The sequence below is a fragment of the Candidatus Poribacteria bacterium genome, assembly GCA_021295715.1.
Classification (GTDB): domain Bacteria; phylum Poribacteria; class WGA-4E; order WGA-4E; family WGA-3G; genus WGA-3G.
Genome location: JAGWBV010000003.1, coordinates 276,274 through 290,728, shown reverse-complemented (window position 1 = coordinate 290,728; position 14,455 = coordinate 276,274). Strand labels below are relative to the sequence as shown.

General features: G+C 48.7%; 13 protein-coding genes and 1 pseudogene. 3 read left to right on the top strand and 11 right to left on the bottom strand.

Features of this window, described 5'->3' with window-relative positions:
- Positions 1-211: 211 nt before the first annotated feature.
- From J4G07_02290 to J4G07_02275, 4 genes and pseudogenes are all read right to left on the bottom strand, one after another.
- Positions 212-1,438: a glycosyltransferase gene (locus J4G07_02290; protein MCE2412808.1), complete on the bottom strand. Its 1,227-nt coding sequence runs from the start codon at positions 1,436-1,438 to the stop codon at positions 212-214.
- A 174-nt stretch (positions 1,439-1,612) separates the two neighbouring features.
- Positions 1,613-2,606 (bottom strand): annotated as a pseudogene (locus J4G07_02285) (LD-carboxypeptidase).
- Complete coding sequence (locus J4G07_02280; protein MCE2412807.1) at positions 2,603-3,688, bottom strand: hypothetical protein; 1,086 nt, start codon at positions 3,686-3,688, stop codon at positions 2,603-2,605. The pseudogene J4G07_02285 and the gene J4G07_02280 overlap by 4 nt, the downstream one beginning before the upstream one ends.
- Before the next feature lie 118 nt (positions 3,689-3,806).
- Positions 3,807-3,980 (bottom strand): hypothetical protein, encoded by a 174-nt coding sequence (locus J4G07_02275; GenBank protein MCE2412806.1) that lies wholly within the window; start codon positions 3,978-3,980, stop codon positions 3,807-3,809.
- Positions 3,981-4,313: 333 nt separating this feature from the next.
- Here J4G07_02275 and J4G07_02270 point away from each other — a divergent pair, with 333 nt between their 5' ends.
- Together J4G07_02270 and J4G07_02265 are read left to right on the top strand one after the other, a co-directional pair.
- A complete protein-coding gene (locus J4G07_02270) occupies positions 4,314-5,624 on the top strand; it encodes an aminotransferase class I/II-fold pyridoxal phosphate-dependent enzyme (protein MCE2412805.1) in 1,311 nt (436 codons plus the stop codon).
- Between the two features lie 72 nt (positions 5,625-5,696).
- The gene (locus J4G07_02265; GenBank protein MCE2412804.1) at positions 5,697-6,026 is read left to right on the top strand and encodes an HNH endonuclease; all 330 of its coding nucleotides are present in this window, start codon (positions 5,697-5,699) and stop codon (positions 6,024-6,026) included.
- A 104-nt stretch (positions 6,027-6,130) separates the two neighbouring features.
- Here the strand turns inward: J4G07_02265 and J4G07_02260 are convergent, their stop codons facing one another.
- From J4G07_02260 to J4G07_02230, 7 genes are all read right to left on the bottom strand, one after another.
- The gene (locus J4G07_02260) at positions 6,131-6,763 is read right to left on the bottom strand and encodes a hypothetical protein (protein MCE2412803.1); all 633 of its coding nucleotides are present in this window, start codon (positions 6,761-6,763) and stop codon (positions 6,131-6,133) included.
- Between the two features lie 64 nt (positions 6,764-6,827).
- Positions 6,828-7,742 carry an ATP-binding protein gene (locus J4G07_02255; GenBank protein ID MCE2412802.1) on the bottom strand — a complete coding sequence of 305 codons (915 nt, stop codon included), beginning with the start codon at positions 7,740-7,742 and terminating at the stop codon, positions 6,828-6,830.
- A 152-nt stretch (positions 7,743-7,894) separates the two neighbouring features.
- Complete coding sequence (locus J4G07_02250; GenBank protein ID MCE2412801.1) at positions 7,895-8,698, bottom strand: hypothetical protein; 804 nt, start codon at positions 8,696-8,698, stop codon at positions 7,895-7,897.
- Between the two features lie 86 nt (positions 8,699-8,784).
- Positions 8,785-10,425: an alpha-keto acid decarboxylase family protein gene (locus J4G07_02245; protein MCE2412800.1), complete on the bottom strand. Its 1,641-nt coding sequence runs from the start codon at positions 10,423-10,425 to the stop codon at positions 8,785-8,787.
- Positions 10,415-11,110: an HAD-IA family hydrolase gene (locus tag J4G07_02240; protein ID MCE2412799.1), complete on the bottom strand. Its 696-nt coding sequence runs from the start codon at positions 11,108-11,110 to the stop codon at positions 10,415-10,417. Before J4G07_02240 ends, J4G07_02245 begins: the two co-directional genes overlap by 11 nt.
- Complete coding sequence (locus J4G07_02235) at positions 11,107-12,159, bottom strand: Ldh family oxidoreductase (protein ID MCE2412798.1); 1,053 nt, start codon at positions 12,157-12,159, stop codon at positions 11,107-11,109. The genes J4G07_02240 and J4G07_02235 overlap by 4 nt, the downstream gene beginning before the upstream one ends.
- 231 nt (positions 12,160-12,390) lie before the next feature.
- Positions 12,391-13,176 carry a phytanoyl-CoA dioxygenase family protein gene (locus J4G07_02230; GenBank protein ID MCE2412797.1) on the bottom strand — a complete coding sequence of 262 codons (786 nt, stop codon included), beginning with the start codon at positions 13,174-13,176 and terminating at the stop codon, positions 12,391-12,393.
- 277 nt (positions 13,177-13,453) lie between these two features.
- Between J4G07_02230 and J4G07_02225 the strand changes: the two genes are divergently transcribed.
- Positions 13,454-14,440: an aldo/keto reductase gene (locus tag J4G07_02225; protein ID MCE2412796.1), complete on the top strand. Its 987-nt coding sequence runs from the start codon at positions 13,454-13,456 to the stop codon at positions 14,438-14,440.
- Positions 14,441-14,455: the final 15 nt, after the last annotated feature.

Below are 14,455 nucleotides of genomic sequence, written 5' to 3'. Positions count from 1 at the left end.
CATAGCCCGAGAAACACGAACAGCCGAGAATGACGGGGTTTTAACAAGCCCCCGACTTTAGTCGGCGGGTACTTGACTAGAATCGCTCCTTTTCAACGGTTCATTACTGAAACCGAAGAATTATGTTCAAGTTGGTTATATGGTAGCACATCTGGGACGGAAAATCAACTCTTGACATTTGCGGTCTCTCAGCCATCTGAATCTACCACGCTTAGCCAAGAATTTTGGTATAAAGTTGATGCAACTTCTCGCCGATACTCCGCCAATCGTAATCTCGTTCCACACGGGCGCGTCCGTTTTCACCGATCCGACGGCGAAGCGACGCATCTGTGAGCAATCGGGTGACCGCGTCGGCAAAGACGGTGGGTTCGTCAGCGATGAAGATCTCTTCACCATCTTTGAGATCTAACCCCTCCGCACCGACTGAGGTAGAGACAATCGCCTTGCCCATCGCCAACGCCTCAAGGATTTTCAGGCGAGTGCCGCTTCCGATCCGCAACGGGACGACAAAAACCGTCGCCTCGGCGAAGTAGGGCTTGATCTCTGGGACACGTCCATTAACAGCGACTCCTTTTCTCTCCGCTAACTTTTGGACGCGCGCCGACGGATTTCCACCGACAATCGAAAATCTAACGTCTGGGACACGCTCCTGAATCCGTGGCAAGACCTCATCCGCAAAGAAACTAACAGCATCCTCATTCGGGTACCAGTCCATACTCCCGATATAGATGAGATGTGCCGGAGCTTCAGAGGAAGAATCTGGTAGGTAGTGCGTAACATCGACACCGTTCGGGATTATCTCAATAGCATCTCTCGCACAGTGCCGCTGGAATACGGCGGCGTCGATGTCAGAGGTACACGTCACCGCATCGAATTTCGGACTTAGCACCCGCTCATACCGTTGAAATGCGAGTTGTTGCGTCCAATACGCGAACTTATAAAACGGGTTAGCAGTCTCACCGCAGAGCCGCCGCCAGATCGCGGAATCGACGTTCTGTTGTGAAAGCACACTGGGCAGGCGTGCTTCCGGATAGAATTGCGCTGTGTGAAACATTTCGTAGTGAACGAGATCAAAAGCTCCGGTCGCGAGCAATTCTTTGAACTTCTGACGATAGGCAGGGAGGTCATAGCGCGCAACGGTGATCGGTTGTCGTTTGAGCAACGCAGTGACGAGCGTGCCAAACGATACGGGTGGGAGTGTCGGCGCGTTTGGGACGAGGTGAACTTGAATGCCTAACTGCTGGAGCTGCGCAACGCCTTCTGCATCTGTGGGTTGCGTCTCCAAGGCGAGCAGGGTCACACTGTTTTTCGTGGCAATCTGTTTGAGGAGATTAAACACCCGAATGCGTCCGCCATCGGTGAGGGGAAATGGCACGGTCGGCGATAAAAAAAGAATTTTTAATTTATCGCCAAGCGTGCAATCAGAATTTCTTGGCAAAGTGTAGGTTCCTTCTCAAATCCGCAATGCACCGTTGTTGCATTGCTACATGCTTTGACTAACCCTTTTAATTTATCGCCAAGCGTGCAATCAGACTCTTTTGTTAGAAACGTGGATATTATCGGATCCGCAATACGCCGTTGCTGCATTGCTACATGCCTTGGCTAACCTGTTTCAGTTTTTAATGACCGCTGCCTCCTCAATAGCGATTTCCTGCTTTGTGGAGTCAATACGAATCTTCATGCCTATCGGAAGCACGAACATCGGATCGGTGTGTCCGAAGTCCATATTGGTGACAATCGGCATATCGTTTAACCCATACTCCTCACGAACCGCTTTACAGAGTGCATCCTCGTACTCGTGGAAAGTGTCCGGATCAACACCGCCACCGGCTTCGAGAATATCCATTGCTGCGAGGCATCTCACAAATTCCGTTAGAAGCGACGGTGGCGGTGCTTCTTCCGAAGTTTCCAAGAAGAGAACGGCACCTCGAAGATCCTTAGCAGAAGGAAAGAAGTCAGTACCGCGGAGCCAGTCCAAAACCTCAACACAGCCCCCGAAAAGTTGCCCTTCAATGACCCCTTCGTCCTGATGAAATTTCCAGCCGGTACACGGCTCCAATTTTCGACGAATGGATTGGTTTTCCTGTCCACCCTGTGCGGTTCGGTTCAATAACGCCAATCGGTTTGGTAGAAAAGAGGGTGCGTCGGACGGAATCCACCATATACGGAAACATCCCGCCATTCTCAGCAAACCCTGTCATAAACGCGGGACCGTAGAACGACACGAGACCCACTTTAAAACAGACAGCGTGTGATATAGTTGTATCCGAATAGCCCATAAAAACCTTGGGGTTATTCCGAATCAGATCCAAATCGAGGTATGGGAGAGTGCGGATGGAATCTTCACCGCCGATCGTTGAGATAATGCCGTCGATCGTCTCATCGGCAAAAGCCGCCATCAAATCGTCGGCACGCGCTTTCGGGTTTTTGGAAAGATAGACTGCATTGCGCAAAGCGTGCTCTGTTTCGATAACCGTCACGCCGAATTCTTCTTCAAGTTGACGTTTGCCTATCTCGTAGCGGTAGGGAACAGTGCCGGGACCACCCCAAGAGAGCGAAATCGCCGCGATACGGCTACCCGGACGTAGTACCTTGGGTTTTATCATTTTATCCATTGGAAAGCCCGACTCTCTTTTAACTCGTCAATAAGTACGAGAAGCCGTTCCTTGGCTTGCTGACGTGAGCTAAGCGTCGGTGGAGGTGGTTCAAAAATCGTCCCGCGCTCGCTTTGCACCCACCCCTCTGTGCTGTTATCAATCTTGACACGGAGCCATCTGCTTTCAAGATCGAGATAAACCTTCAATCGGTTGTTCTCACTTCGAATATTATATTTCAGCGGAGGGCTGCTGATTTGCCAACTCATGCCATCTTCGCCTGCTGACACCCGCGCCCGTCGCGATAGCGGTATCTTCTCCGCAACAAATTCTTGGAGCAATTTGGAAGGTAACTTTCCTTGAGCAAGCGAATCCTGCAATGCCGCATCCGTCTCAAACAGGAACATCAGAATTTCAAACTTCGATTGCTGGAAAACGTTGAGTTTCCCTTCGCCGTTCACAACACTGTAAGCTTGCTTATATCCGTTATCCTTGATGAGCCACCGCCTGTTAGTCTGTTTAGTGGAGATTTCTAAGTCCTTTGAGAGTGAAATTGGTGCTTTTTTGTTTGTCTCGAACGCCTCCCTTAAATCGGGAAGATATACCTCAACGTTGCTATCAGTTTTTACAACTGTGTAAGCTGCACCTGTGGTGTCCCTGAGTAGCCACTCTTCGCCACTTAGTAAGACTTCAATAGGGGATGCGCTCGGACGGAATCGGATGTCTTTTGTCATATCTGCAAACATCTTTTGCCAATTCGTTTCGGTCTTCAAAGACGCATCCAAACGTTCTGTTTTCAATCTTGCGCGATGCGCCAATCCCGCTGTAAATAGAAGTTCACGCTCCAATTTACCGCTATTCAGGTTGCTAATGTATTGTCGATCTAGACTAAAGCGGTAAACATCTTTGGTGTAACGAATCGGTTTCGAGTCAACCGTAGGTCTTCCGCGTAGTGCTGTCCGTGTGTGAATTTGGAGTTTCGGTACCTTTTTCTGCTCAACCGGAGGGGCTTGGAGGAGATATACACAGATACCAGCACCGACCGCAAGAATAAAGATAATGAGAAATACCAGTCTTTTCAGAAATGCTTTCATGTTTGCTCCTGTTGCCGCCGTGCGTATTATTTTTTTTAGGCTTACGCTAAATTCGGATGCATGCCCTTACACAATTGACCAAGTTTGGTGCCGCACCGATTTGCATAAGCCCTATTGTTTATTCGATGTCTGATCTTTTAAAGCGAGTTGCTCTGCTTACGAGATGCCTGAGTTCATCCACTTGTTCATTGTGAATTGGGGGTGCGATACCTTCAATACTCCGCGATACCGCTTCTAAACTTCCTTCTTGTGCCCAAAAACTTTCACGCAGAATTTCTGCGAATTCCGCCACAGTAGGGACTCCTTTTTATCCGCGCTGCTGAACCTATCTCAATTGTTTTTGCACCACTTCGTTAGTATATAATGCATAACGAGTCTTGGTGAAAAATGGTTGACATTAAGTTGGTGGCAGTCCACAATTGCAGTAAGGCTGGTAATGAATTACGCTGAACGTCTGGTAGATTATACTATCATGAAGATGTGATTAACGAATGATGTTGTGGTGTTGGATGTGCAATGAATCTACGACTATAAACGCGGTCTGTCATACACTTGTTATTGATATGTTAGATACTTAAACGTTATCAATTCTTCAACAATTATATTTTCCGCGGCTTTGGAAACTATGCAAGACTTAAATCCTATAGCAACCGAGTTGAACGAACAGGTTCGCGCCGCCTCACCAGCGGTTTTCGCGCTTCTCTCCAAATTAGGAAAACGCATCTACCTACCAAGAGGCATCTTAAGCCAAACGGCAGAGGCGAATACGAAAGCGCACCGTTTCAATGCCACACGCGCAATCGCACAAGACTTCTCACAACATGCAGATGACCTAATGCATCTCCCTGTTTCGCGCGAACTCGTGCCAACACTACCGTTGGAAGGTATCTACGGGTATGCCCCCGTACTCGGTCAACCCGAATTACGGGAGGCGTGGAAAACACATCTTTTCAAAGAGAATCCTTCGCTCGCCGAGACAGCACTGAGTCTACCAATTGTGACGAGTGGTATGACGCACGGGTTTAGTCTACTCGCCGAACTTTTCGTTGACAGTGGGGATACGCTCATCCTCCCCGACAAGATCTGGGGAAACTATCGGCTTATTTTCCAAACCAAAGCGGGAGCAGACCTTCAAACCTATCCGTTTTTCAACGCTACAAGAGCTTTTAACACACACGGCTTTCGTGAGATACTCACCGACACGACCAGCGAAAAATTGCTGGTTCTTCTGAATTTCCCACACAACCCGACCGGCTACGCCATTAACCGCACGGAAGCGCAGCGTATTGTGGACGCAATTGTAGCGCGTGCCGACGCTGGGTGCCATATCCTTGTTATGATTGACGATGCCTACGCGGGATTGTGGTACGATGCATCCGTTATGCACGAATCGTTGTTTGGGTTGTTGGTGGGATGCCATCCGAATGTAGTACCCGTGAAAATAGATGGTGCGACGAAGGAGGAATATGCGTGGGGGCTACGCGTGGCTTTTATCAGTTTTGGACTCGGGGAGGTAGCGATGCAACCGCTTGAACAAAAATTCAGTGGGCTCATTCGAGCAAATACCTCCGGGGCATCACAGGTCTCTCAAACGCTTATCCTCGAAGCGATGAAGGCACCAGATTATGCCAAGCAAAAACAGCGAAACTATGAAATTCTCGAAGCACGCGCATTGAAGGTGAAAGCGGTAGCGTCTGATCCGAAGTATGCGGAACTTTGGGAGGTTTATCCGAGCCATGCAGGTTATTTCACGTGTCTGAACCTCAAATCCGGGAACGCCGAAACAGTTCGACAGCGGCTCCTTGAGGAACACGGCATCGGCACGATCTCACTCGGTGAAACCGAACTGCGTGTGGCTTATTCGTGCCTTGAGGAATCGGATGTCGAGATAGTTTTTGCGGTAATTGCTCAGGTGATTGAAGACGGCAGCATGTAGCGGATCAACGCTGAAGACGCATGTTGCCTTGCAGTGAAAATTGACCGGGTAGAAACGAAAAGGAGGTATCTTATGCCGAGGCCATACAAGAAATTTTTTGAAGGAAAAAATAATAGACGGATAAAAAATGTTAAATTTAGAAAACGCAATTTTAACAGAATGAGGCTTGTTGTTAGTGATGGCAGGAAGTGTGCTTATTGCGGATTAGAAGAAGTTCCTTTAGAAATAGATCACATAATTCCTAAAAGCAGAGGAGGTGCTAATAGATTACAGAATCTTGCCTTATCCTGTAAGGAATGTAATTTAGGGAAAGGTAATAAATTGCCTCATGAAATAGAGGATAACGATTTAAGGGAGCGTGTGATTCGTGTAAGAAGACATGCGAATAGTAGAAAATCATGAATTTGGGTTTAAACACAGTGAACCCAAATTCGCACGAAGATGTCGGGTTTCACTCGGTTGGCGCAGTTAAGAAACCGCGCCTCCCAAGTGTGCTGAATTAATATCTATTCACCTACCTTCAAGGTGCCCCACGTCGTAGTGAGTTTGTCTTCCGGTTCAACGGAAAGCGTACCGATGGTGTATCGGAAATAGATGTCGTCTTCAGCATCGTTCGGACCACACCATACCCAATTCGCTTCACACTCCGGGTCCTTGAGAATTTGCTCCATGATTGCAGCACCAAATCCCCATATACCACCCCCGAACTGCTCATAAATTTCGAGCTCATCTTCCCAATCACTGTCGTCGAAATCAACCTCTTCCCAGCCATCTTTCCGATCGTCGAGAAGTTTGCCGGTATCGCATCGCCAACCGTCTTCACCGGTTCCAATGTAATCCGGCTTATCATCGAGGATAATATCGGCAAGAAAACCGCCTCTACCTGCGGCACCGGGTTCAGCGTCGTGGACATAAACAGCGATTTGCGCGAAGCCATTGTCCAGTTCAAATTCACTAACCGTGGGGACTTGCCAGTTCCCGCTTGCAGCGACTTCTTCACCGTTGATAAACGCAACCCAAGTATTATCACCACTGATCCGCAATGTGCCTTTTTTCGGTGCAGCATCTGCGGTTTGTATGAGGAGCATCCCGCTCAGTAGGAGCGTGAGTGCTAAAGAGAACACCAATTGGTTTTTCATAAAAATCTCCTTTTTTGATTTACTTGTATATTTTTCCTACTCGCTCGGCGATGTAGTAAAAATTCTATTGGCTGGACGACGCTTTAGAAAGTGCCAACCGTCCCGCGAGATCCATAACGAACTGATACGCGACGCGCCCTGAACGTCCACTTGAAGATGCCTCCCATTCCAACGCGGTTCGGTGCAGCGCTTTCGTCGGAACCGATAGCCCCTGTTTCTGTGCATAATGGGAGACAATCTGCAAATAGGTATCCTGTGAAATCCGTTGGAAAGCAAGACGCAGCCCAAAACGGTCACTCAACGAGACCTTTTCCTCTGTCGCCTCTCTCGGATACAACTCATCCTCGTCATTTTGGGGGTATCGATTGTCGCGGACCTGTCGCGGCATCAAGTGCCGACGGTTCGAGGTGGCATAGATTAGGACGTTGTCTGGGCAAGCAGAGATTCCACCCTCCAACATCGCTTTCAACTCGCGATACTCAGGTTCATCTTCGCTGAAGGCGAGATCGTCACAGAAAAGTATATACCGTTCGGGACGCTCCCACAGCACTTCACCCATCTCTTGGAGATGGACAAGTCCCTCTTTGCTGACACCGATTAACCGAAGTCCATCGTCAACATAGCGCGCCAGCATCCCCTTGACGAGTGAAGATTTACCCGTGCCGCGGTCCCCCCACAACAGGACGTGATTAGCGGGCAGACCCTGTAGAAACTGACGTGTGTTTCTATCAAGTTCCTTCTCCTGTCTCTCTATTCCGATCAAATCCGATAGCCCCACAAGGTTCGGATGTTTAACGGGAATAAGATGCCCCAATCCATTCTGTGATCGCCATCGAAAAGCGATATAGTCATCGAGTTGGGCATCAAGCATCGCACTCGACGATTGAACCGAGGATCCCCCCAAGTGGGTCAATAAGTTATCTGCCTTCTCCAGCAGTTGTATAAAAAGTTCTTCTTGGTTTCGCGTTTTTTCAGACATTATTTTTCGTTATCGGTTATCAGTTGTCGGTTAAAGAGAATTTCCTGTAGCAATTCTCCCTTTCTTGGGATATTCCAGCAGTGGATGGATTGTTACAAACCCATCACTTAACTGATAACTGACGACTGACAACTATTTAAGGTTTGTGCCTACTACTTTACAACTTGCTTTAAGTGTCCCCATGTCAGCGTCAATTTACCCGCTGCATCAACAGAGAGCGGACCGCCGAAAGTCAGTGTCCCAAGATTCCCTGAATCATCAGGATTCAGACCGTGCCAATCCATGAACACGAGTCCTGCCTTCTTTTCGGGATTGTCCGTTCCTTCCTCGTATCCGGGTGTGAAACCGATTTCCGATCCTTCTTTGATCTTAACGTCGGTGAGCCATTCAAACCGCATCGCGACCTCATAAATCATGCCACCTTTGCCCAGTTCCGGTGTCGGAACAGCCGCAATATCGGATTTAGGGAGATTCGGATTTTTGCCCCCACTGAAGTCCGAAACGAGTGCCTTTTTCTTGATAAATGCGAAATTGGGTTTACTTGAAGGTTGTCCGGCTCCGACCTGCTCCCAATCAATATACAAAAAAATCGTATCACCTGTCCAAGGTTGTGCCGCGTTCACCGCAGGTGCAAAAATATCATCGCGTACCGACGCTGCGAAATAGAAGGTCTCCGCATCATACATTGTTGACCAAGTCATCGTGAGATCATCTTTCCCTTTCCAAGCACCTTGTCCACGAAGCAGCTCATCCTCCGAGTCAAACGCGACCCAGACGGCGTACTTCCAGTCATCAAGTTTTCCATCAATCTTAGGGGTGTTCGGGATAAAACCAGCGATGGATTCTCCATATTCCAACCCAAACGCATTGCTGTTGTCCTCTGGCAGGAAGTCTGCATTCGCTGAAAAAACGAGCAGAAATCCGAGGATCGTTGATAAAAGCATCGTTTTCATCATCTTATCTCCTCTGCTGTGTGTTGGGTGCAGTTTCAGTACTGTGTAGCGATTAAAAGATAGAGACAAGGGACATTTTATCTTTAGAATCAAACTTTCTCAGACACCTGTTCTGCCAACCGAGTAAGCGCAGGCGACATGTCTAATTTGTCAATTGCTGCCTCAATCAGGACAAAATGTTGCGTCTCGATAAGCGCGGTCTTCATAGCAGCGTCAAATTCCCCCTCGGTCTGAACAGAAAATGCCCTTCCTGCACCGAAGAGTTCTGGCACAAGTGTATAGTTCCAATTCTCTATATTGTTAAAGGGGCCTTCAGCGAGCGGGCGAATGGTGCCATACCCCTTATTGTTTAAAATCAGAACGATCGGATTGAGTCCATAGCGGATCGTTGTTGACAACTCGGTGCCGGTCATTTGGAATGCACCATCTCCGACGATCACGACTGGTCGGGCATTCGGTTTGCTGAGTTGCGCGCCAACAGCGGCAGGAATTGCAAACCCCATTGAGGTATAATAGGCTTGAGAAATAAATTCCGTGTGTTCCGGCAGACGTAAATCCGCAGCACCCCAAAGGCAGTCTCCAACATCGGGGATAACCATTAGGTCATCACGCAGAAATTGATTGAGTTGTTGGAACAAGCGTTGTACAGTTAACGCTTGGTCAGGGACCATCACAAAGGGGTCTGCCACTTCCAGTACCCATTCCAAGTTGGTTTCGGGGCGTTTGTCGAGTTGCGGAGAACACAAGCCATCGATAAAATCTTTGAAAGTAACATCTTCATAAGTGGAATAACCGACTGTGATTTTATCCGAGATGGCATAGACACTACGGCTTCGCGCAAGGTTTGCCGTGTAAATCCCAAGGTTGACATCGGTCATGAAGGCACCAAGCATAATAGTACAATCGGAAGTTTCAACGAGCATTGTGATTTCTGCTCTGCCCATCGCGCCACCATAAATACCCAAGTAGAGCGGATGCGCTTCCGGCATCACGGATTTGCCCAACAGTGTTGTCACCACTGGAATCTGTTTTTCTTCTGCAAGCCGAAGTAATTTGTCTCGAAATCCGAATCTATGCAGTTCAGTCCCGGCTAAAATGACTGGATTTTCGGATTGATTTATGAGCGCAATGGCATTAGTTAAAGCAGCATCCAACGTTTCCGAGTCACTTTGGTGAGTGCCCGTTGAGGGGCGCTGGTAGAGTGCCCCTTCCATACCGACCATATCCCGTGGCAATTCAATATAACCAGGGCGTTTGTGCCAATAGACGGCATCCAATACTCTGTCTATCTCGTTAAAGGCGGTAAAAGGTTCGTCAAGGAGTGCTGATGCAACCGTTATCTCGTCATAGATACGCTGCTGTGTGTAAAAATCTTTACCTTTATGGTGCAAAAGGGCACCCTCGGTACGTTCCTTCATCCCTGGACTACCGCTAATGACAACGAGTGGTGATTTTTCAGCGTAGGCAGCAGTGACAGCGTTAATCATAGATAAACCACCGACACCATACGTCACACACGCCGCCCCCATGCCGTTCATGCGTGCATAGGCATCTGCCGCAAATCCTGCTGTCTCTTCGCGGGTCGTGCCGATGGTCTGAATTGGACTCTGCTCAATCAGATCAAAGAACTGGACTACATAATCGCCAGGGATGCCGAAGATGTGGTCAATACCGTAACTTTCTAATTTTTTTAGAAGGTACTCACCAATAGTAGGTTGTCTATTTGGCATTAGAACTCCTTGTTTGCGAACTTATCAAAAATTCTAAATCCAATAATCCAGACACATCTTCAAGAATCGTGTAGACATCGTAATCCTCGAAAGCTGCTCGTGGTGTGACACCCGATAGCACAGCGATAAACGCAATACCGGCGCGTCGGGCAGTTTCAGCATCCGTTACACTGTCTCCAACGTAGAGGCAATTTGCGGGAACGCTACCTGTTTGGGCAACCGCCAGCAGCAACCCTTCAGGATCTGGCTTATACGTTGCGTCCCCACCACCAACGATGACTTCAAACGCCTCTAATAGGTTCTCTTTCTCAAGAATCGGTTGAATGTAGCGACGAGTTTTCTGAGAAACGATGGCGAGTTGAATACCAAGCCCCCGTAACGCTTTCACTGTCTGTGGTGCCTCTGCATAAAACTCCGCCAACGCAACCATCGTCTCATCAGCGCGTTGAAAAAATAAACGGGTAAATTCATCGACACGTTTAGAGTATGCGTCTCCTGCTAACGCCATCAGTATATCCGGTAACGACAAACCAATTGTCCGACGCACCGCGTCATCAGAAGCGATCGGCAAACCCATTTTTTCAAACGCGAAATTGACACCATCAATTGTGCCTCGCGCTGAATCCACCAGCGTGTAGTCAAAATCGAATATGAGTGTTCGGACGGGCATCTTCAATTGGCTCAAAATTCAAGTTCGGATATTCCGACCTCCGCTGCTGTCTCTTGAATCTGTCGCCATGTCTCGTCATCAATAGGGATGCCTTCGCGCAGACGGCGTTCTGTTTGGCGTGCTTCGATTTCTCCCGGAGCCAGGATCTCATCGAATCCCGGTGCGGTGGGTGATGCTTTCACATGGGCAACGAGTCCGTCAACATGCTCATAAAAGTCATCAAGCGACGTAAAATTAGCAATATCCAAGACAATCATCAGAACACCGTTCTGGAGACGGGTGTTTCCGGATCCACTACAGCCAGCACCTGACAACGCCCCTCCCAAAATGTCAATCATCAGAGCGAGAGCGTACCCCTTGTGTCCAGCAATACCACCGAGCGGTAATAGCGCGCCCTGCGGAGATTCCATCAAGTCCCGTGGATCTTGGGTCGGTTCGCCTTCGCTATCAATCAGCCAACCGAGAGGGACAGACTCCCCACGATTAAACGCCACGCGAATCTTGCCTTGTGCAACGACGCTACTTGTGATGTCAAGCAGAATCGGATGTCCATTACGCATCGGTGTGGCAATCGCGATAGGGTTTGTTGCGAGCCGTCCATCGCTTCCACCGAACGGGGCAACGTAGAGCGCAGTCCCACCCGCGTTCACCATCGTGATGCCCACCATACCGGCTTCAGCCGCCATCAGCGGGTAACTCCCGATACGTCCGATGTGATTACAGTTATAAACGCTGATTGCGCTGATTGTGCTTGATTTCGCCTTCTCAATCGCGAGCGACATCGCTTTCTGGGCAATGACATGCCCAAACCCCCAATTGCCGTTGAGGAGTGCATGCGAAGCCGACTCACGTTCAATGTGCATCGGTGCTCCCGGCTGAATGAGTCCGGATTCGATGAGTCCAATATACTGTGGAATGCGGAGAACGCCGTGGGAGTCATGCCCTGCGAGATTTGAAGCGACAAGCAGTTCTCCTATGATCTCTGCTTCATCGCTTGGGACACCCCCGGCTTTAAAGATGTCGGTTGTGATTTTCTGCAACTGGTTCTGTGTGAAATTTGGCATTATTTTAATTTTACCTTGCGGATAAATAAGGATTAATAAGTCTTTGACCTCTTGCGCATTCGAGTCGCCTGCACCGTTGTTGCAGGCTGTGGGTTTGGATAGAAGATTGGAAGGATGGGACCCCCACCATTCTTCCAACCAACACTTCCAATCACGACTTCACCGAAAACCTACTTGTAACGAGGTGGAAAGCAGGGCAGAAGCTTAATCGCTAAAAAACTCTGCTTTCAACTATGCCGCTTGAAATAATGATGGGAAATGACGATGCGGATCTGCGGGTTCACGGAAGAGAATTTTTTGACGCTCTGTTAATTCTATACCCTCTGGTATCGCCACGCGACGCGATGTCCACGCGATGTGTGAAACACAATACTTATACAGAAGGGATCTCCGTTGATGCTTGCCGTTCCATGCCGCTGTGCCGTGTGTCAGTGCCTCAGTAAACAAAATCGCTGAACCGGCAGGAGCCTCCGGAATGATGACACAAGATGACTTATCGGGTGCTTCGGCTATCTGTTGTGGTAGCTTGAAATTGCCTTTATGGCTTCCCGGAATACAGCAGAACCCACCGTAATCCGGTCCGGTATCTGCGAGATTCCACGTCACAACAACGAACCCGTTGTGAATCTCGTTATCTCGGAAAGAGTAGTATTCCCCCGGTGTCGCTCTTGCCGTGGGAGAAGTAGCACCGTAGTCGGCATGTAGATGTCCGCGCGGCATCCCTTCCCGCATATACATCCCATAAATTCGGTCGAGTCGAAAGCAATCTCCCAAACGGAATTGAAGTATCGGCATAATCTTTGAATGGTCGAGTAAATCGCAAAATGGTTTCCCCCACTGCAGAAAACCTGGACCATCTGGGGCACTTCCGAACCTTTGAACCTTTCCCGGTGTCGGAAGTTGTTGTTCGTCAACACATTGATTGAGTGCCGCAACTTCTTCTGGACTCAAGACATTCTCAACGACGAGGTAACCTTGCACGTCAAAGAGGTACTGTTGCAACTGTAAATCACTCATACACCTACCCTCCTGCTATCTACAGGCTTCAAACTAAATTCGATCTGGAAACAGGTTAAATTTGTCTCTGCTCGCATTCTGTGAAATTATTCAATAAGAATTGATTATCAATTTATCATATTTGTAGGGTAGTGTCAAACAAATTTTCTTTTCATAGAGACGTAGAAACCACTTCTACCGCGGATAAAGACTTTAGACATTGACGCAAGTCAGAATCTATTGTAAACTCTTTTCTATCGTATGTGCCAACGCTACAGAAACATCAAAAGGAGGAACTATGGAAAAGCGAATCCTCGGACGCACAGGACTCGAAGTGAGTGTTTTAGGGATGGGTGGACTCTTTGTTTCAACGGCTGGCGGTAGGAATCGCGCTGATGGACGTAACGCTATCCGACGCGCTCTGGAACTCGGTGTCAACTATGTTGATACCGCACCGAGCTACGGTAACAGTGAAGAGGTCGTTGGAGAAGCCTTAGATGGTGTGCTTCAACCGCACTATCTTTCCACGAAAATCGGTGGAAGACCTCAACCCTTTGATCCAAAAGATAAACAACTCTTGCGTCAATCGGTCGAAGAGAGCTTACACGTGCTGAAAAGGGATACGATCGATATTTTGATGGTGCATGAACCCGATCGTCCCGGACAATACGATTGGTGGACAAGCCATGAGACCTTTGATGGACCGGTCTGTGAGTTGTTAGCGGAACTCAAAGAGGAAGGAATTGTTCGTTTCACGGGATTGGGCGGCACAACCGCGCATCAACTCCCCGCGATTGTAGCGACAGGGGTCTACGATGTCGTGCTGGCAGCGCAGAACTACAGTCTGCTCTGGCGTGAAGCGGCACTCTCAATTTTTCCAGAAGCGAAACGACAGAATATGGGAATTGTCATCGGTGCTCCCTTACAACAGGGAGCGTTGTCACGCCGCCACGCCGAAGTAGAGACGGGGGCATGGTGGCTGAGCCGCCCGCGTCAGGAACAGTTCAAAGCACTCTACCGGTTTTTGGATGAAATCGAGCTCTCACTTCCAGAGGCAGGTATTCGTATGGTTATATCCAATCCGGATGTTTCTACCGTGTTGGTGGGGGCGAGGTCCGTAGAGGAGGTTGAACAGAATGTTCGTGCTGTTGAAGCCGGTCCGTTGCCTTCAGAAATATTAGAGCGGCTTCAGGAGATCGCGGATATGGTACCGTTCCGGCCCTTTGAGGAACCCCATAGTTTGGCGTTCGGTAGGAAATACAGCGGTCCTGGGCACGCACGGTGACATGCAAAAAAGAGA